This window comes from Arthrobacter sp. NPDC055585, assembly GCF_053619115.1.
Genome location: NZ_JBSHIT010000001.1, coordinates 663913 through 682047, shown reverse-complemented (window position 1 = coordinate 682047; position 18135 = coordinate 663913). Strand labels below are relative to the sequence as shown.

The following is an 18135-nucleotide window of genomic DNA, read 5'->3' as shown; positions in this document are numbered from 1 at the left end:
ATATGGCTTCCACGGCAACCCCACCGGATGTGGCCGCACTGCTGTCCGATCTGCGCCTGGCGCTCAAAGGAGAAGTTGACGACGGCGCGTCCCGCCGCGCCCAGTATTCTTCCGATGCCTCCAACTACCGGATCGCTCCTCTCGCCGTCATCCTGCCCCGGGACGAAGACGACGTCCGCGCTGCCGTGAATGCCGCTGGGCGCCACGGCGTACCCGTCACGGTCCGGGGCGGCGGAACCTCCTGTGCAGGCAACGCGGTGGGGCCGGGTCTTGTGCTGGATTTCAGCCGTTACATGAACAGGATCATCTCCATCGATCCAGAATCCCGCTCCGCAGTGGTGCAGCCGGGTGTGGTTCTCAGCGATCTCCAGACCGCGGCGGCTGCACACGGCCTGCGCTTTGGACCGGACCCGTCAACGGCCACCCGGTGCACCATCGGCGGGATGATCGGCAACAACGCGTGTGGTCCGCACGGTTTGGCCTACGGCCGGACGGCGGACAACGTCCTGGGCCTGCGACTGCTCACCGGGGACGGGCGGGTAGTTGAACTTGGTTCCGGCAAGGGAAGCTTCGACCAGGTCCCCGGGCTGGAACAGTTCATGCTCGCCAGGCTGGAGACCATCCGCACTGAATTCGGCAGGTTCAGCCGGCAGATTTCGGGATACAGCCTGGAACACCTCCTCCCGGAGAACGGCCGGAATCTCGCAGCGGCACTGACCGGCACGGAAGGAACCTGCGGAGTCATCCTCCAGGCACGGGTGCGGCTTGTCCCGCGGTCACCCGCGCCGGCCCTGGCAGTACTGGGGTACCCGGACATGGCGGCAGCCGCAGACGCAGTACCGGGTCTCCTCCCGCACGGGCCCCTGGCGCTGGAAGGGCTGGACAGCGTACTGGTGGAAAGCGTCCGCCGCTCAGGCAAAGACATGCCCGACCTTCCAGCAGGCCGCGGCTGGCTGATGGTGGAGGTTGGCGGCGCCACCGACGCCGAAGCCGTCGAGGCAGCCCAGGCGATGGTCCGCGACGGCGGTGCCCTGGACGCCGTCGTTCTCCCCTCCGGCCCCGAGGCACAGCGGCTCTGGCAGATCCGGGCCGACGGCGCCGGGCTGGCAGGACGGACAGCTGAAGGACTGCAGGCCTGGCCCGGCTGGGAAGATTCCGCAGTCCCCCCGGAACACCTGGGTGACTATCTGCGGGCGCTTACCTCTCTGATGGCCGAACACGGGTTATCCGGGCTGGCCTACGGTCACTTCGGTGACGGGTGCATCCACCTGCGCATCGATTTCCCCCTGGAAGCGGACGGCAAGGCAATGCGTGCCTTCTTGACGGCGGCAGCTGAGCTCGCCGCGTCCTTTGGCGGCTCCCTGTCCGGCGAACACGGAGACGGCCGGGCGCGCAGCGAGCTGCTGGGCGTTATGTACTCGCCGGAGGCCATCGCCGCGTTCGCCGCGTTCAAGGCACTCTTCGATCCAGGGAACATCCTGAACCCCGGTGTGGTTGTGGATCCGGATCCGCTCGATGCGCAGCTGCGGCGTCCGCAGGCTGTGGAACTCCGCGCGGGGGACGGGTTTGCGTTCCTGCATGACGGCGGGAGCATCACCGATGCCCTCCACCGGTGCGTGGGAGTAGGCAAATGCAGAGCAGACCTCCGGTCCGAGGGAGGATTCATGTGCCCTTCCTTCCAGGCGACCCGGGACGAGGCCGAGTCCACGCGCGGGAGGGCACGCGTGCTCCAGGAGATGCTCAACGGCGGGGTTGTCGAGATCGGGTGGGGTGCTCCCGAGGTCCACGAGGTGCTTGACCTCTGCCTGAGCTGCAAGGCCTGTGCCAACGACTGTCCCACCGGCATCGACATGGCCATGTACAAATCCGAAGCACTGCACCAGACCTACAAGGGCCGGCTGCGGCCCTGGACCCACTACACGTTTGGCCGGCTTCCTGCCTGGCTGCGGCTGGCAGGTCCGGTGGCACCCCTGGTGAACCTGGCCGGAAGAATCCCCGGCCTCGGAAGGCTGGCAATGAAGCTTGCCGGTGCTGATCCCCGGCGCGGACTGCCCAGTCTCCCGAACCGTCCGTTCCGTGCACTGCCGCAGGCGCGCCGGCCGGTGCCTGCAGCCACCCGGAGCTCCCGGCACCCGGTGCTGCTCTGGGTGGATTCATTCTCCGATGCCCTGAGTCCGGAGGTTGCCCAGGCAGCAGTAAAGATCCTCACCGCAGCCGGATGCGAGGTGCGGATTGCCGGTCCGGGTGCCTGCTGCGGACTGACGCTCATCACTACGGGGCAGCTTGCGGCGGCCAGGGCGAAGCTTTCCAAAACCCTGGATGTACTGCACCCGCACGTTCAGGCCGGACGGACAATCGTGGGGCTGGAACCGTCCTGCACCGCCGTACTGCGATCAGACATCCTTGAGCTGCTGCCTGAGGACCCGCGCGCTTTGGCTCTCTCACGGGCCACCAAAACCGTAGCTGAACTGCTTGAGTCCATCGGCTGGACGCCGCCGGCGGTCCAGGAACCGCTGCTGGTCCAGCCCCACTGCCACCACCATGCCGTCATGGGATACGGAGCTGACCTCGCCCTGCTGGAAAAGGCCGGGTGCGACGTCGAGGTCTCCTCCGGCTGCTGTGGCCTGGCCGGAAACTTCGGGATGGAAAAGGGACACTACGAGATTTCCGAGAAGATCGCCCGCGACGGCATCCTCCGCAAGGCCGCGGCCAGTCCGCAGCGTGCCGTCCTGGCTGACGGCTTCAGCTGCCGCACACAGGTTGCCGATCTGGCGCAGCTCCCTGCCCGGCACCTGGTGCAGGTGCTCGCCGACGCGCTGGAGGAAGAAGGCGGTTCCCGGGAGCCCAGCGGCTTCGCAGCACTGACACAGCACAAGGACCAGACCTAGACTGCTGAAAGGCCAACACCGCAACGAGCAGGGGCTGATGCCATGGACGCTTCACCGGTCATCACCATCCTTCCCGAACCGCCCACCCACCTGGGTGACGCCGTGCGCGACGGCGGCGGCGTCACCGCGCCGCTGTCGGAGGCGACCTCGGGGCTGGTGGTCCTGGCGGGGGAGCCGCTGGAGCACCTGGAGACGGTCCTGAGGAAGCACCCCGGGATCCGCTGGATCCAGGTCTACCTGGCCGGCGCGGATCAATGGGTTCCGTTGATGCGCCAGTATCCGCAGATCCGCTGGAGCAGCGCCAAGGGGGCCTACAGCCAGCCGGTGGGGGAGTACGGGCTGACCCTGACGCTGGCCATGCTCCGTGCAGTGCCCACCTTCGCCAGGGCGAAGGCGTGGGGCCCGCCGCAGGGCACGTCCCTGCACGGCAAACGGGTGGTCATAGTGGGCGCCGGCGGAGTCGGCCGGGAGATCCTGCGCCTGGTCAGCGTCTTCACCCCGCACATCACTGTGGTGCGCAGCCAGAACGAGCCGGTGCCCGGCGCGGAGCGCACGGTCACCGACGAAGGGCTCGACGACGCCCTGGGCGGCACCGACGTCGTGATCCTTGCCGCGGCGATGACCGCCACCACCGCGCACCTGATCGATGCGCGGCGCCTGGCGCAGCTGCCGCCGCACGCCGTGCTGGTGAACATTGCCCGCGGCCCGCTGGTAGATACGGAGGCACTGACGGCAGCGCTCGCGGAGGGCCGCCTGGCCGGAGCGGCGCTGGACGTCACCGACCCCCAGCCGTTGCCGGACGGACACCCGCTCTGGTCTGAGCCGCACGCCCTGATTACTCCGCACACCGCCGAAACTGAGGCAATGATCCGCCCGCTCCTGGCCAACCGGGTCCGCGAGAACGTCCGCCGTTTCCGCAACGGCGATCCGCCCGAAGGCCTCGTGGACCCGGCTAAGGGCTACTAGCGCTCCACGAACGCCAGGACCCGGGCCGGGCTGGCGGTGCCGCCCACGATCTTCAGCGGAGAAACCACCACCATGGCACCGGTGGCCGGGAGCTTGGCCAGGTTCTGCAGCAGCGTCACGCCGTACTTGTTGTTGCCCAGCAGGTAGTAGTGCGCGGGGAAGGGCGGATCGAACGCCCCCGCGTTGCCGGCGTCGATCCCCACCGTCTCGACGCCCAGGCCGGCGATCGGCGTCTCTTCGGCCAGCCACTTCGCGCATGCCGCGGAGATGCCGGGAGTGTGGGAACCGGTGTCGTCGAAGTTCAGGAAGGCATCGGCGTCGTCAATGAACTTGTCCCAGCCGGTGCGCAGCAGCAGCCACGCGCCCTCGGGCAGGGCACCGTGCTCGGCTTCCCAGGCGCGGATGTGTTCCGGCTCCACCAGGAAGTCCGGATCCGTTGACGCCTCGGCGCTGAAGTCCATCACGACGGCAGGACCCACCAGCCGGCGGACCGGGATCTGGGAGACGTCGTCGCCGTCGCGTCCGGTGATCCAGTGCGACGGCGCGTCCACGTGCGTGCCGATGTGCTCGCCGGTGTGGATGTTGTTGTGTTTCCAGAACGGACCCGGCTCGTCGAAGGCCGAGACCTGCTCCAGGCTGAAGTCGATCAGGTTCACGAACGGGTCGGGCAGCTTCAGCGTGGGAATGCCGGCGGAGAGCGGTGCGGTGAGGTCCACGACCTCCAGGGCGCCGCCGTCGAGGGCTCCGATCAGGTTCTGGATCACCCCGGGTTCAGTGCTGGGAAGAGACATGTTCGTTTCCTGTCCACAGTTGAAAAACGTTTGCCTGAGAATACCGGGGAAGCCGATTACGCGGCTCACGTGGGTCGCTACATGACGCGGGGCCGTTTGGGGCGGGGCAGCCGCACAGTCCTAGGATTCTGAATAGACCGCACCCGAGCAACAACAGGAGTCACCAGATGAACCAGATGAACATTGCCGGGCTCGTCGGCCGCACCCTGGCGCAGCTCGGCGCCGCCCACGCCTTCGGTGTGGTGGGCAGCGGAAACTTTCATCTGACCAACGCGCTGCGGGAGAACGGTGTGCCGTTTACGGCCGCACGGCATGAAGGCGGCGCCTCGACCATGGCCGACGCCTACTCCCGCATGTCAGGCCTGGTCTCGATCCTGACCACCCACCAGGGCTGTGGCTTGACCAACGCCGCCACCGGGATCGGTGAAGCCGCCAAGTCCCGGACCCCTCTGATTGTCCTGACCGCCGACGCCGTTGGATCGGCCGTGCGGTCTAACTTCCGGATCGACCAGGACGGCCTGGCCCGCAGTCTGGGCGCCGTCCCTGAACGGGTGCACTCAGCGCAAAGCGCCGTGGCTGACACCGTCCGGGCATTCCGGACCGCCCAGAACGAGCGCCGGACTGTGGTCCTCAGTGTTCCCCTCGACATCCAGGCGCAGCCGGTTCCCGAGACCACTCCCGATCGGGTGCCCCCGGTGGCACCCACCGGATTCGTCCGTCCAGCCCCCGGCCTGGTGCGAGGGCTGGCCGACCTGCTCTCCACGGTGAAGCGCCCGGTGTTCGTCGCCGGCCGCGGAGCCAGGGACGCCGGCGAAGAGCTCAAGGCACTGGCCGCGCAGTCCGGAGCGCTGCTGGCCACCTCCGCGGTGGCGAACGGCCTGTTCGAAGGGGAGGAGTTCAACCTAGGCATCTCCGGCGGCTTCTCCACCCCGGAGACCGCAGCGCTGATCCGCGAAGCAGACCTGATCATCGGCTGGGGCTGCACCCTGAACATGTGGACCATGCGCCATGGCTCATTGATCAGCAAGGACGCAGTGGTGGTCCAGGTGGATTTGGAAGACTCAGCGCTCGGCGCCAACCGGGAGATTCATCTCGGCGTGATCGGCGACTGCGCGGCAACGGCTGCCGACGTGCTCGCCGAGCTGAAGGCCACGGTTCCTGAGCCTGCAGTGAAGTACCGGACGCCCGAAACTGCTGCCCGCATCGCTGCCGGCGCACGCTGGCAGGACGTACCGGTGGAAGATCTCTCCACACCGGACCGGATCGATCCGCGGGTGCTCAGCCTGGAACTGGATGCGCTGCTGCCCGCCGAACGGCTGGTTTCCGTGGATTCGGGCAACTTCATGGGCTACCCCTCCACCCATCTTTCCGTCCCGGACGAGTACGGTTTCTGCTTCACCCAGGCGTTCCAGTCAATCGGCCTGGGCCTGGGCACCGCCATCGGCGCGGCGCTGGCCCGCCGGGACCGGCTGCCCGTCCTGGGTACCGGGGACGGCGGATTCCTGATGGGAATCTCCGAACTCGAGACGGCAGTGCGCCTGGGACTTCCGCTGGTGGTGATCGTCTACAACGATGCCGCCTACGGCGCGGAGGTCCATCACTTTGGCGCCGGGTCGGAGAACGACGGCGCGGAGAACGACGGCGGCGGGACGGACATTGAAACCGTCACCTTCCCGGACACGGACATTGCCGCAATTGCCCGCGGCTACGGTGCGGACGGAATAACCGTCCGCACCGTAGCCGACCTGGCCGCCGTGACCGGCTGGCTGGACGGCCCGCGCACCGCACCGCTGATCATCGATGCCAAGATTGCTTCCGACGGCGGGGCCTGGTGGCTGGCTGAGGCGTTCAAGGGGCACTAGCCCCCGAAAGCATCAGCGGGCGGCGAGCGCTACCGCCTGGACAACATCCGGCACCTCGGAGCGCACGGCTGCGGCGGTGGGCTCGTCTTCGATGGCTGCGGCTGCGTCCTGGGCCTCGCAGCGGTCGCGGTACGCCCGCACCTCGGCGTCGCGGCGTACCTGGTCCCAGCCCAGCGCTTCAGCGGCCAGATCGGCGATTTCCTCGACTGCGGCAAGGCCATGGTTCGGAGCCTCCCAGGTGAGACGGGTCCGCACGTCGAACAGATCCTCCAAGTGCAGGGCACCCTCGTGGGTGCAGCCGTGCACGATTTCCGCACGCAGGTAGGCCGGGGCGCCCTGCAGCGGGGCAGCCAGGCCGGGCTGTTCGTCCACGAGTTCGGTGATCTCCGTGATGGCGGAGCCGTAGCGGTCCAGCATCCGGATGACCTGCCGCTCCGTCCAGCCGTACTTCGCGCCCAGCGCGGCGGCCTGACGGGTCAGCGGCAGGTAACCGTCGGCGCCCAGCAGCGGGGTCTTGGCGGTGACTGAAGGCAGCTCCTTGGCGCGTGCGCCCAGGGCCAGGTCCACGGCGTCCTCGGCCATGACCCGGTAGGTGGTGAGCTTGCCGCCGGCGATCGCGACCAGGCCCGGCAGGATCTCGGTGACGGTGTGCTCGCGGGAGATCTTTGTGGACTGCTCGTCGCCCTTGGTACCGGGCTGCAGCAGCGGGCGCAGGCCGGCGTAGGTGCCGATCACGTCGTCGCGGGTCAGCGGCTTGTCCAGCACCACGTTGGCGTGCTCGATGACGTAGTCGATGTCCGCACTCGTGGCCACCGGCGTCGAGAGTTCCTGGTGGTACGGAGTGTCAGTGGTGCCGATGATCCAGTAGCGCTCCCACGGAATCACGAACAGCACGGACTTCTCGGTCTGCAGGATCAGGCCGGACTCGCCGGCGATCCGCTCGCGCGGCACGATGATGTGGATTCCCTTGGAAGCCAGAACCTTCAGCCCGCCGTCGGCGCCGGCCAGGTCCTGGGTCTTCTCGGTCCAGACGCCGGTGGCAGTGATCACGGCCTTGGCACGGACGGTGCGCTCGCGGCCGGTCTCCAGATCGCGGATCACAGCACCGGACACCCGGCCGGAGGCATCCTGCGGGAAGGACACAGCCTTGGCACGGGTCACGGCCTTGGCGCCCAGACGGGCAGCGGTGCGCACCAGGGTCAGGACCAGGCGAGCGTCGTCGACCTTCCCGTCCCAGTACTTGATGGCCCCGACCATGGAGCCGTCCTTGATGTCCGGGAAGGCTTCCTTGACACCCTTCATACCGAGATGGCGCTGGATGGGCATGGTGGCGTTTTTGGCGCCGAGGTGCGCCATGGTGTCGTAGAGGCCGATGCCGGCGGCAACGTAGGGGCGCTCCCAGCCGCGGTGGGTGATGGGGTAGAGGAAGGGCACGGGCTTGACCAGGTGGGGAGCCAGCGAATCGAGCAGCAGCTCGCGCTCGCGCAGGGCCTCGGCCACCAGCTTGAAGTCCAGCTGCTGCAGGTAGCGCAGGCCGCCGTGGACCAGCTTGGAAGACCACTGTGAGGTGCCGCCGGCCCAGTCCTGGGCTTCGACGATGGCGGTGCGCAGGCCGCGGGAGACGGCATCCAGGGCGATGCCGGCGCCGGTTACCCCGCCTCCGATGACAAGGACGTCGAGTTCGGGACCATCGGCGAGCTCGTCCAGGACGGCGTCGCGGTTCGCGGGGGAGGGCAGGCGAGGTGACATGTGGCGGCCTTTCGCTTTCGGGCCGGGCCGATGGGCCCGGAGTCTTCGTCGAACATTAGGTCCCCTCTGGGAGTACGATCAAAGTAGATGCACGGACGTGCACCGTCGAAGGAGATGCCATGCACGAAGATGCCGATCTGTACCGGGCGGCAGAGCTCTACTACGTACAGGGCGCAACAATGGAGGCGGTCGCGGAACGGTTCAACGTCTCCCGCTCCACCGTCTCGCGGATGCTGCAGGCTGCGCGGGACCGGGGCATTGTCCGGATCACGCTCTCGGCTCCGGTGGACACGCGCAGCGAGCTGGTGCGGACCCTGCAGAAATCCTTCGGCGTGACTGCCTACCTGGCCGCCGTACCGGCCACGGCGTCCAACGCCAAACGGCTTGATGCCGCCGCCCGGCACGCCGCGGTGCTGATCCATGACTGGTTCGCCGACGGGATGACCATGGCGGTGGCCTGGGGCACCACGACGTCGGCCGTCGCGGCTGCGCTCCAGCCGAAGCTGACCAGGGACGCGGTCGTGGTGCAGATGAACGGCGCGGTGAGTGCCAGGTCGGCACAGCTGAACGCGTCCCCCGGACTGCTGCCCCGGATGGCGGCCACTTTCGACGCCGCGCTGATCCAGTTTCCGGCGCCTGCCTTCTTCGACGATGAGCGGACTCGGGAACTGATGTGGCAGGAATCCACGGTGCGGCGCGTCTTGGCGGTACGTGCCGAGGCGGATCTGGCGGTGTTCAGCGTGGGTGCATTCGAGGGCCCGTCACCCTCAGAGGTGTACAGCGGCGGCTATCTCACTGAGGACGCGTTCCGTGAGTTCGCGGCGCACCGGGTGGTTGGCGACGTGTGCACGGTGTTCCTGCGCGAGGACGGCAGCTACGCGGACATCGGACTGAACCGGCGCGCCTCCGGGCCCACCCCGCAGGAGCTGAAGCGGATTCCCCGCCGGCTCTGCGTCGTTTCGGGGGACCACAAGGTGCCGGGTCTGATTGCGGCCCTGCGGGCCGGTGTGATCACGGACCTGGTGCTCGACGACGGCACGGCCCGCACACTGATGCGGCACCTGTCCCGGCTCACCCCGGCCGGATCCTGACCACTGCGGCTACATGCCTGGTGTGTCCCGGGCCGGACGCTCCGGCGTTTCGCTCCAGCCAAGGTTTCCTGCCATGCGCTTCAGCACGGAGACCAGGGCGGTGTATTCCTCTTCGGATACCTCTTCCGTGAGCTGCTCACGGATCCGTTCGACGGCGCCGCGGAGATTCTCCAGGCTGCGCGAACCAAGGTCGGTCAGGGAGTATTCGCCCTCGCGCACTGCCACCCAGCCGCTGTCCACCAGCTCGTCAATCAGCTCGGCGGAGGAGCCGGTTTCCACCGGAGGGAAAAAGGGCCGTAGCTGGTCGGAGAGCTCCGGGCCGGTGGCCGGTCCGTTGGTCAGTAGGTTCATCATCTGCCACTGCCGTCGGGTCAGACCGTGTTCCTCGAAGCTGGCGCCGAACTGCTCGTCGACCAGCTGATCCACAAGTTTGAGCCAGAATCCTATGGGACGTTCCTCGGTAGCCATCCACCCACTGTACAAACCGAGGCCGGTGCTGGGAATGCCCCCTAGATCCGCGCCTGCATTCCGCAGGAAGGGCAGGGAGCAGAGCGGGCCAGTTCAACGCAGACCACACACACCGGCAGGTGGGAGTTGTCGCTGCGCAGCGGCCGGTTCGGCATCACCTTTCCGCAGTACGGCTTGGGCCGCCGGGCGTGCTGCATGGCCCGCCGCTTGCAGGGCGTGCAGAAGACGTGCACCAGTTCATCGCTGTCCGCCGGAGGTGCTTCGACGGGGCGGACGGCTTCCTTGAGGCTCATGGTTCCACGCTACCGAGTTCTACAGAGTGTAGAATTTGGCGCACTACCTCAGCTGGCGCAGAACGGTGCCGATCCCGGGCAGAATGCCGTGCCCGATTTCACGCGGCAGTGTGGCGCCGGACGTGCCCCGGGCCTACTGCAGCAGCTCGCGGATGTCCTCGGCGGTGAGCGCGGAACTGAACACTGCGTCGTCGTCCATCACGGAGGAGAAGAGCGCAGCCTTCTGTTCCTTGAGCGCCATGACCTTTTCCTCGATGGTTCCGCGGGCTACCATCCGGTACACCATGACGGAGCGTTTCTGTCCGATCCGGTGCGTGCGGTCCACTGCCTGGGCTTCCGTCGCCGGGTTCCACCAGGGGTCCAGCAGGAACACGTAGTCAGCCTCGGTCAGGTTCAGGCCGAAGCCGCCGGCTTTCAGGCTGATCAGGAACACCGGCGCCTGTCCATCCTTGAACGCGGCAATGACTTCTGCCCGGTTGCGGGTGGAACCGTCCAGATAGGTGTAGGCGATTCCGGCCTCCTCAAGCCGCTGCGCCGCCAGCTTCAGGAAGGAGGTGAACTGGCTGAAGACCAGCGCCCGGTGCCCTTCTGCCGTCACGTCCTCCAGCTGCTCCAGCAGGGCATCGAGCTTGGCAGACGGAACGCCGGTGGTCTCCGGATCAACCAGGGACGCGTCCAGGCTGAGCATGCGCAGCAGGGTCAGTGACCGGAACACGATCATCCGGTTGCGGTCCATGTCTTCAATCAGGCCCATCAGCTTCTGCCGTTCGCGCTGCAGATGGGTTTCGTAGATCTTGCGGTGCTTGGGGGTGAGGTCCACTTCCAGCACCTGCTCCTGCTTGGCCGGCAGGTCCGAAGCCACGGCTTCCTTGGTGCGGCGCAGCATCAGCGGCTTGATCCGGCGGCGCAGTTTGCCCAGCTGCGCCATGTCCTGGGACTTCTCGATCCGCCGCTGGTACTCCTCAGCGAACCTCCGCGCGGAGGGGAACAAGCCCGGCGCCACGATCGCGAACATGGACCAGAGTTCCATCAGGTTGTTTTCCATGGGGGTGCCGGTGATGGCAAGTTTGAATGGTGCCGGCAGGTCCCGGGCGCACTGGTTGGCGCGGGTGGTGCGGTTCTTCACGAACTGCGCTTCGTCCAGGATCAGTCCGTCCCAGTTCTGGGCCCGGTAGGCAGCGAAGTCCAGGCGGAACACCGCGTAGGAGGTGACCACGATGTCCGCTCCGGCGATCAGGTCGCCGAGCTTGCGGCGGGACTTGGCACTGGTATCGGGAATGGAGACGGTGCGCAGCCCCGGAGTGAAGCGCGCGGACTCGGAGATCCAGTTGGGAACCACCGACGTCGGCGCCACCACCAGGAACGGACGGCCGGGTGTTCCGCCGTCGGCCTGAACTTCGCGGGCGCGGGCGATCAAAGCAAGGGTCTGCAGGGTCTTGCCCAGGCCCATGTCGTCGGCCAGGACACCGCCAAGTCCGTGTTCCCAGAGGAACGCCAGCCAGTTATATCCCTGCACCTGATACGGACGGAGTTCTGCCTGCAGTCCGGCCGGCAGCGGGGTCGGCTCCACGGATTCAAGTTCCAGCAGCCCGCTGACGGCGCTGCGCCAGGCCGCTGCCTGTTCGGTTTCCTCGGCCAGTTCTTCCAAATCGGCCCAGAGCCCGGCCTGGTACCGGCTGATCCCCAGCTCTCCCGTGTCCCATTCCTGCAGGGCCTGGGCTTCCTCGATGAGGGCATGAAGCCGCTCAAACTCAGGCCGGTCCAGCGATAGATAGGTGTTGTCCACCAGCTTGATCTTGGTTTTGCCCTTGGCGATCGCCTTGAAGACGTCGGCGAACGCCACCTGCCGGCCTTCCACCGTGATCATCACCGCGAGGTCGAACCAGTCCCGGCGTTCCGTTTCAACGGTGGTGATCTTCAGCTGGGGTGCGGACGTCAGCTCGCGGTAGTCCGGCCGCTCACCGAGGATGTCCACCCGGATGCCGTCTGCCTTCTGCAGTTTGGGCAGGGTGTATTCGCTGAACTCGGCGGTCTCGATCTCATGCAGGACGGTGTTGTGCGGGGCCCTGCCCAGCACCTGCCGGGCAGTGTCCAGCAGCTCTGTCTCAGCGCCGACGTCGCGCGCAGCAGGATCTGCGGGGGAGGGCCTGCTGTCCAGCGGCATGCGGGTTGAAGAAGAGCCCTGCCGGTACTCGAACTCCCATTCCAGCGCCAGCTCATCCTCCGGCTGGAACCCGGCCGTGAGCACCAGGATGGGCGGTTCAACTTCGGGGAACTGCACGGATTCGTCACTGCTGGTGACCGGAATGACCTGGCGGAGCTTCGGATAGAACTTTTCCAGGAAGAGGGCCGTGTCTGATTCGGGGATGGTGACCGGGGCGTTGCCGGCAAGCAGGGTGCGGTCCTGTTCGGTCAGGGTGCGAGGGCTGGGCGCCAGCAGGATCAGGCCGCCGGCTGACTGCACGTACAGTCCGTGGCTGCCGATGATCCCGGCAGTATCCAGCGGGTAGGGCTGTCCGTCGATTTCCAGGCTGGGCAGCAGCTGCAGCGGCGCTGCCTGCTCGGTCTGGGCGGCACGCACGTCCAGTGCCAGGACCGCTTCGGTGCCCACGTGCACGCTGATGTCCTTTTTGGTTCCGACGAACTCAATGCCCAGCCGCCGGGCTTCCGCCAGCAGCTGCCACAGCAGGGGATTGGCAAAGTCATCCAGATAAAGCCAGGAGTCGTTCTGGCCAAAGTAGCTCACGCCGTTGGAACGGTGCAGGGCCGGGAACTGCGAGAACCAGCGGTGCTGCTCCGGATCCAGCTTCAGGCCGTAGGTCTGGTAGGCAAGATTGGTCCAGGCCAGGTTGTTCTTCACCCAGGCGCCGCGGGCGTTGCGGACCACGGGACGGACACCCAGCCGCCACGCCGGTGCCCGGACGCTCCGCCGGGAGGCAGGCGGCCCCCATACGCCGGACGCTCCGCCGTCGCGCCGGCGCAGTTCAAACTGCAGCCCGAGCGGCGTTACCTGAGCCGGTTCGGCGCCCGCGGTGCCGTCCAGCAGTCCCTGCAGTGATGCCTGCCAGGCCGGAACGGCAGGCTGCGAGGAGGCCGGGCGCAGTTCCTGCCGGCTGATCAGGTGCTCGGTGTTGCTGTGCAGCGCCACGGCGGCAACGTGCTTGCAGTCGTAGCCCACCGGGCAGCTGCAGTGGTTGTCCACCAGCCGGTAGTCGCCCTGCCGCTTGGCTTCCAGGACCAGCATGGTGTTGTACGGCGTGCTCGAATGCCCGCGGACGCGGGCGCGCAGCACACCGCCTGCGGCGTCCCAATCCAGGGACTCCACGGCCCCGCCCTTTGCGTAGCCCTGTCCCCGCTGGAAGGCGGAACCACCGACCACCCGGATGATGTCGGTGACATCTATCAAGGGCATGGTTGCAGGCATGGTTTTATCGTCTCACGCACCCCCGACACTCCCCACGCGCGGACGTTGCTGCAGGTCACAGCGGAGGAGCCGGCGCCGTTTGGCCTTTTGCTCCGCCCACTTGGTAACATCACCTGTAACGCAGATCACAATGGCGTGATCTGCGTGCACCTATTCTCCGGACCGCCGGTTACTGTACCGCACAAGCGGAGCGGACAAAACCGTACACCGCAGCCGTGAACTCCGCCGGCGGTTCCAGCCGCAGCTGCCCGTTGCGCGTGCCGGCGGTTCCCACCTCCAGCGGAAACCTCGTTCCGGCCTTGTCTTCAGCCAGTCCATGCGCGTCGCAGCGTGCCGGAACTGCCTGCAGCTCCAGCACGGACGGTTCGTCAGCGGCATCCACCTTGATCTCCCGCGGCCACGGGTGGTCCGGCGCCTCGCTGAGCAGCGTCGTCGTGCCGATCCGCACATTGACCATGCCGGAACCGCCGCTCGGGGTCACCAGGACGCGGACGGCGGCGCTGCGGCCGTCAGCTGCGACCTCCAGTTCCGGTGCCAGGGAAAAGGAGGCGACGGCGTCAACCTCCTGCTGCAGGCAGTCCCGCCCGTGCGCCTCGGCCACCGTCCGGTACGGATCAGCGGCGGGGACCACGAGTTCACCCGCCGCACCAAGTTCCAGGCGCACGGCGGCGTCAAAGGCGGGGCCGTGATTCCCGCAGGCCGCCTCCGGCAGCTCCACCGGCAGTGCCACCCTGCCGCCTGGCCGCAGGGTGGTGGCGTCGCCGTCGGCGGGCGTCCACAATGCGGGGCCGGTGTAGGGCGGGCTCTCCAGCTGGGCTGCGCTAATCACCAAGTCCTCCGCGGTGTGGTTCTCCACCAGGACATTGAGGCTGCGCTCCCCGAAGCTCAGTCTGCTCGCCGCGAGGCTCGCGCTGGCAGCGGGCGGGTCTGCCGGTGCAGCGGCAGTTTCCGCCGGCAGCAGCTTCGGTACCGTCTGCACCAGGACACCCAGGGCGACTGTGAAGATCACGGCCGCGAAGATCCTGCTCACCAAGGCTTCATTCAGTCGGTGGGCCAGCCGTGCGGCAGCAAGGGAAGCGACCATCGCCATCGCGGCGAAGCTCAGCGCCAGGGTCCAGTCGATGGAAAGGCCGTCCAGATGCGCCGCGAATCCCGACGCTGAATTGATGGCAATGATCACCAGCGAGGTGCCAATGGCCCGCGGCATCGAAACACCCAGCAGCAGTGTCAACGCCGGGATGATCAGGAAGCCGCCGCCGACGCCGAGCAGTCCGGTGAGGAACCCGACCACCAGCCCCACCGGAATGCCGCGCAGCGACAGTCCGCCCCAGCCGCCCTGTTCCGCGGACCGCGCTGACGGTGCTGAGTTCCGGGTGCTGGCCAGCATCCGGATGCCCGCCACGATCATGATCAGGGCAAAGCACAGCATCAGCCAGTCTGGATCCAGGAGTTCCCCCACGGCAGCACCGGCCCAAGACGCTGGAATTCCCGGCACGGCGATCATCAGCACCAGAGCCCAGCTCACGTCCCGGCGCAGCCGAGGTACTACGCCTGCCAGTGATGCCAGCCCGACGACGATCAGGGATGTGGGCACAGCCTCGGCCGGCTCCAGTCCCACCACATAGACCAGTGCGGGCACGGCGATAATCGCGCCGCCGGCTCCCACCAGCCCCACGACGGCGCCCACCGCCAACCCCACCGCGAGGCCGAGCAGCACCGTCTCCATGGGGCAACATTCGCAGATTGGGAACCGGGGGAGAAGGGGGAGTGGTCGAAAGATACCCCCGGGGGTGTTTTGCATACCCCCATGGGTATATGCGATCGTGGAGGTTCCCCCGTTTTCCTCGAAAGGATCCCCATGACTGCGAACACCTCTGCGGCCGTAACCTCTGTTGATGCCCAGACCCTCCGGACCTGGATGAAGGACCCGGAAGACCTGATCATCATTGACGTCCGCTTCGCCGCCGAGTTCGAAGCCATGCATATCCGCGGTTCCTACAATGTGCCGCTGCCGCTGCTCTCCGAGCACACCGATGAACTGGCCGAGCGCCTGGGCAAGCGTGTGGTGCTCGTGTGCCAGTCCGGCACGCGTGCCGAGCAGGCCCGCACCCGCCTGGGCGGTGCCGGCCTCGATTCGGCCCACGTCCTCACCGGCGGTGTTCCCGCCTTCGCAGCTGCGGGCGGCGACGTCGTACGCGGCCAGAAGCGCTGGGACCTGGAACGCCAGGTGCGCATGGTGGCAGGCTCCGCCGTCGTCCTGGGCCTGGCCGGCGGACGTTTTGTCTCCCCGAAGCTGCGGATGCTCGCCGGCGGCATCGGTGCCGGCCTGACTTTCTCTGCAGCCACTAACTCCTGCGCCATGGGCGCGGCTCTGGCCAAGATGCCGTGGAACAAGACCGCTTCCGAGCCCACCCGTGAGTCCGCGATCCAGACGCTGCCCAAGCAGGGCGGACCCGCAGCCTCATGACATCCACCCTGGTTCTGGTGCTCAGCCTCTCCCTGCTGATCGGGCTTTCGCTTGGCCTGCTGGGCGGCGGCGGTTCGATCCTGACGGTGCCGATCCTGGTCTACGTGGCCGGGTTCGGCGCCAAGGAAGCCATCGCGTCCTCGCTGTTCGTGGTGGGCGTGACCTCCGCCGTCAGCGTGATCGGGCATGCCCGTAACGGCCGCGTGCGCTGGAAGACCGGCCTGATCTTCGGTGCCGCCGGCATGGCCGGCGCGTTTGGCGGCGGCCTGCTCGGCAGCCGCATTCCCTCAGTGATTCTGATGATCGCGTTTGCCCTCATGATGATCGCGACGTCGATCGCCATGCTCCGCGGCCGGAAAAAGGTCGATCCGGACAAGGCGTACTCCGACCTGCCGATCCTGCGCATCCTTGCTGACGGCGCCGTGGTGGGCCTGGTGACCGGCCTCGTTGGCGCCGGCGGCGGCTTCCTGGTGGTTCCGGCCCTCGCCCTCCTGGGCGGTATGCCGATGGCCATGGCCGTGGGCACCTCCCTGGTGGTCATTGCCATGAAGTCCTTCGCCGGACTGGCCGGTTACCTGACCACCGTGCAGATCGACTGGAGCATGACCCTGGCCGTGACGGGCATGGCCATTGTTGGTTCGCTCATCGGCGCGAAGCTGGTCGGCCGGATTCCCGAGGCCGCCCTGCGCAAGGCGTTCGGCTGGTTTGTGCTGGCCATGGGTGCGTTCGTGCTGGTCCAGGAGATCCTGGGCATGTAACACGGCGGCGGCCGGGGGATACTTGCCGTATGGGCAACGAACCCCGGCCGCCGGCCGCCGGCCTCCGGTCCTCAACCTTCGCCGCCGGGCCTTGCCCGCCGGCTCGGCACCGCCGACGCCACCCTTATTGGACTCGGGTCCATGGTCGGCGCCGGCGTTTTTGCCGCGTTCACCCCCGCTGCGGCTGCCGGCGGATCCGGACTGCTCATTGGCCTGGCCGTGGCCGGGCTGGTGGCTTTCTGCAATGCCACCTCCTCGGCTCAGCTGGCCGCTGTTTATCCCGCCTCGGGCGGTACCTACGTTTACGGGCGCGAACGCCTGGGGCCCTGGCCCGGTTTCCTTGCCGGCTGGGGCTTTGTCATTGGCAAGACCGCCAGCGCGGCCGCCATGGCCATGACCTTCGCAGCCTATGCGGCACCCGCCGGCTGGGAACGGCCCGTGGCGGTTGCCGCCGTCGTGCTCCTGGCCGCCGTCAACTACCGCGGCATCACCCGCACCGCCCTGTTGACCAGGATCATTGTTGCCGTGGTGCTTTCGGCCCTTGCCCTGGGGGTCACGGCTGCCTGGACCGGCACCGGGCCCGACGCCGGGAGTTTCCTCTCCGACGGGTTGCTGGCCGGAGGGTGGTACGGGATCCTGCAGTCCGCCGGACTGCTCTTTTTCGCGTTCGCCGGCTACGCGCGGATCGCCACCATGGGGGAGGAAGTGCGCGATCCGCAGCGCACCATTCCCCGCGCCATTACGCTGGCGCTCGGCCTGGCCCTGGCGATCTACGCGGTGGTCGCCGTGACGCTGCTGGCCGCCCTGGGACCCGACGGCGTTGCCGCCACACCCGCACCGCTCGCTGCCGCTGTTGATGCCGGCCCGCTGGCCTGGGCCGGGCCCGTAGTGCGGATCGGCGCCGCCGCGGCTTCCCTCGGTGCCCTGCTGGCACTGATCGCCGGTCTGGGCCGGACCACTTTGGCCATGGCCCGCGGCGGAGACCTGCCCGCCTGGCTGGCCGGAATCCATCCGAAGTATTCGGTGCCGCACCGCGCCGAGGTGGCGCTCGCCGTCGTCATCTGCCTGGTACTCCTGGTCGCCGACCTGCGCGGAGCCATCGGTTTTTCATCCTTCGGCGTGCTGGTCTACTACCTCGTGGCCAACCTTGCCGCCCTGACCCAGCCGGTGACCGACCGGCGCTATCCCCGGGCGCTGCAGGTCCTGGGCGCGGTGTCCTGTGCGGGGCTGGCCCTGACCCTTCCGCTGGCGTCGGTGCTGGCCGGGCTCGGGGTTTTCGCTGCGGGCATTGCGCTGCGGGTGGTGCGGCTGCGGGTGGAGCGGACGTAGGACATAAAACTGCCCCCGGCCGCTGGTGCAGCCGGGGGCAGTTTCATGT

Annotated in this window: 13 protein-coding genes; 7 read left to right on the top strand and 6 right to left on the bottom strand. The window is 67.6% G+C overall.

Annotated features, from left to right (window positions below):
* Positions 1-2 precede the first annotated feature (2 nt).
* Positions 3-2888: an FAD-binding and (Fe-S)-binding domain-containing protein gene (locus ACWGQ2_RS02935; protein ID WP_452014150.1), complete on the top strand. Its 2886-nt coding sequence runs from the start codon at positions 3-5 to the stop codon at positions 2886-2888.
* Positions 2889-2930: 42 nt separating this feature from the next.
* A complete protein-coding gene (locus ACWGQ2_RS02930; RefSeq protein ID WP_452014148.1) occupies positions 2931-3854 on the top strand; it encodes an NAD(P)-dependent oxidoreductase in 924 nt (307 codons plus the stop codon).
* Here ACWGQ2_RS02930 and ACWGQ2_RS02925 read toward each other — a convergent pair.
* Positions 3851-4645 (bottom strand): cyclase family protein, encoded by a 795-nt coding sequence (locus ACWGQ2_RS02925; protein WP_452014146.1) that lies wholly within the window; start codon positions 4643-4645, stop codon positions 3851-3853. The genes ACWGQ2_RS02930 and ACWGQ2_RS02925 overlap by 4 nt on opposite strands.
* Before the next feature lie 167 nt (positions 4646-4812).
* Here ACWGQ2_RS02925 and ACWGQ2_RS02920 point away from each other — a divergent pair, with 167 nt between their 5' ends.
* A complete protein-coding gene (locus ACWGQ2_RS02920; protein WP_452014144.1) occupies positions 4813-6507 on the top strand; it encodes a thiamine pyrophosphate-binding protein in 1695 nt (564 codons plus the stop codon).
* Positions 6508-6519: 12 nt separating this feature from the next.
* On the opposite strand, the gene ACWGQ2_RS02915 is transcribed toward ACWGQ2_RS02920, so the two are convergent.
* On the bottom strand, positions 6520-8256 hold the full coding sequence (locus tag ACWGQ2_RS02915) for an FAD-dependent oxidoreductase (protein ID WP_452014142.1): 1737 nt from the start codon (positions 8254-8256) through the stop codon (positions 6520-6522).
* 119 nt (positions 8257-8375) lie between these two features.
* On the opposite strand from ACWGQ2_RS02915, the gene ACWGQ2_RS02910 reads away from it, so the two are divergent.
* Positions 8376-9347 carry a sugar-binding transcriptional regulator gene (locus ACWGQ2_RS02910; protein ID WP_452014140.1) on the top strand — a complete coding sequence of 324 codons (972 nt, stop codon included), beginning with the start codon at positions 8376-8378 and terminating at the stop codon, positions 9345-9347.
* Positions 9348-9356: 9 nt separating this feature from the next.
* Here ACWGQ2_RS02910 and ACWGQ2_RS02905 read toward each other — a convergent pair whose 3' ends face one another.
* From ACWGQ2_RS02905 to ACWGQ2_RS02890, 4 genes are all read right to left on the bottom strand, one after another.
* Complete coding sequence (locus tag ACWGQ2_RS02905; protein ID WP_452014138.1) at positions 9357-9815, bottom strand: MarR family winged helix-turn-helix transcriptional regulator; 459 nt, start codon at positions 9813-9815, stop codon at positions 9357-9359.
* A 41-nt stretch (positions 9816-9856) separates the two neighbouring features.
* Positions 9857-10108 carry a hypothetical protein gene (locus ACWGQ2_RS02900; protein ID WP_452014136.1) on the bottom strand — a complete coding sequence of 84 codons (252 nt, stop codon included), beginning with the start codon at positions 10106-10108 and terminating at the stop codon, positions 9857-9859.
* Positions 10109-10241: 133 nt separating this feature from the next.
* A complete protein-coding gene (locus tag ACWGQ2_RS02895; protein WP_452014134.1) occupies positions 10242-13532 on the bottom strand; it encodes a DEAD/DEAH box helicase in 3291 nt (1096 codons plus the stop codon).
* A 169-nt stretch (positions 13533-13701) separates the two neighbouring features.
* Entirely contained in the window at positions 13702-15258 is a 1557-nt protein-coding gene (locus tag ACWGQ2_RS02890; protein ID WP_452014132.1) for a sulfite exporter TauE/SafE family protein, read from the bottom strand.
* A 132-nt stretch (positions 15259-15390) separates the two neighbouring features.
* Between ACWGQ2_RS02890 and ACWGQ2_RS02885 the strand changes: the two genes are divergently transcribed.
* From ACWGQ2_RS02885 to ACWGQ2_RS02875, 3 genes are read left to right on the top strand one after another with little or no spacing between them, the layout of a single operon-like run.
* Positions 15391-15999, top strand: a complete 609-nt coding sequence (locus tag ACWGQ2_RS02885) for a rhodanese-like domain-containing protein (RefSeq protein WP_452014130.1) — start codon at positions 15391-15393, stop codon at positions 15997-15999.
* Entirely contained in the window at positions 15996-16757 is a 762-nt protein-coding gene (locus ACWGQ2_RS02880) for a sulfite exporter TauE/SafE family protein (RefSeq protein WP_452014128.1), read from the top strand. Before ACWGQ2_RS02885 ends, ACWGQ2_RS02880 begins: the two co-directional genes overlap by 4 nt.
* Positions 16758-16775: 18 nt before the next feature.
* Positions 16776-18086 (top strand): APC family permease, encoded by a 1311-nt coding sequence (locus ACWGQ2_RS02875; RefSeq protein WP_452014506.1) that lies wholly within the window; start codon positions 16776-16778, stop codon positions 18084-18086.
* Positions 18087-18135 lie beyond the last annotated feature (49 nt).

What these genes read in the sequence shown, in the direction of transcription:
- ACWGQ2_RS02935 (WP_452014150.1), top strand. Translation starts at nt 3, where the DNA reads ATGGCTTCCACGGCAACCCCACCGGATGTGGCCGCACTGCTGTCCGAT.
- ACWGQ2_RS02930 (WP_452014148.1), top strand. Translation starts at nt 2,931, where the DNA reads ATGGACGCTTCACCGGTCATCACCATCCTTCCCGAACCGCCCACCCAC.
- ACWGQ2_RS02925 (WP_452014146.1), bottom strand. Translation starts at nt 4,645, where the DNA reads ATGTCTCTTCCCAGCACTGAACCCGGGGTGATCCAGAACCTGATCGGA.
- ACWGQ2_RS02920 (WP_452014144.1), top strand. Translation starts at nt 4,813, where the DNA reads ATGAACCAGATGAACATTGCCGGGCTCGTCGGCCGCACCCTGGCGCAG.
- ACWGQ2_RS02915 (WP_452014142.1), bottom strand. Translation starts at nt 8,256, where the DNA reads ATGTCACCTCGCCTGCCCTCCCCCGCGAACCGCGACGCCGTCCTGGAC.
- ACWGQ2_RS02910 (WP_452014140.1), top strand. Translation starts at nt 8,376, where the DNA reads ATGCACGAAGATGCCGATCTGTACCGGGCGGCAGAGCTCTACTACGTA.
- ACWGQ2_RS02905 (WP_452014138.1), bottom strand. Translation starts at nt 9,815, where the DNA reads ATGGCTACCGAGGAACGTCCCATAGGATTCTGGCTCAAACTTGTGGAT.
- ACWGQ2_RS02900 (WP_452014136.1), bottom strand. Translation starts at nt 10,108, where the DNA reads ATGAGCCTCAAGGAAGCCGTCCGCCCCGTCGAAGCACCTCCGGCGGAC.
- ACWGQ2_RS02895 (WP_452014134.1), bottom strand. Translation starts at nt 13,532, where the DNA reads ATGCCTGCAACCATGCCCTTGATAGATGTCACCGACATCATCCGGGTG.
- ACWGQ2_RS02890 (WP_452014132.1), bottom strand. Translation starts at nt 15,258, where the DNA reads ATGGAGACGGTGCTGCTCGGCCTCGCGGTGGGGTTGGCGGTGGGCGCC.
- ACWGQ2_RS02885 (WP_452014130.1), top strand. Translation starts at nt 15,391, where the DNA reads ATGACTGCGAACACCTCTGCGGCCGTAACCTCTGTTGATGCCCAGACC.
- ACWGQ2_RS02880 (WP_452014128.1), top strand. Translation starts at nt 15,996, where the DNA reads ATGACATCCACCCTGGTTCTGGTGCTCAGCCTCTCCCTGCTGATCGGG.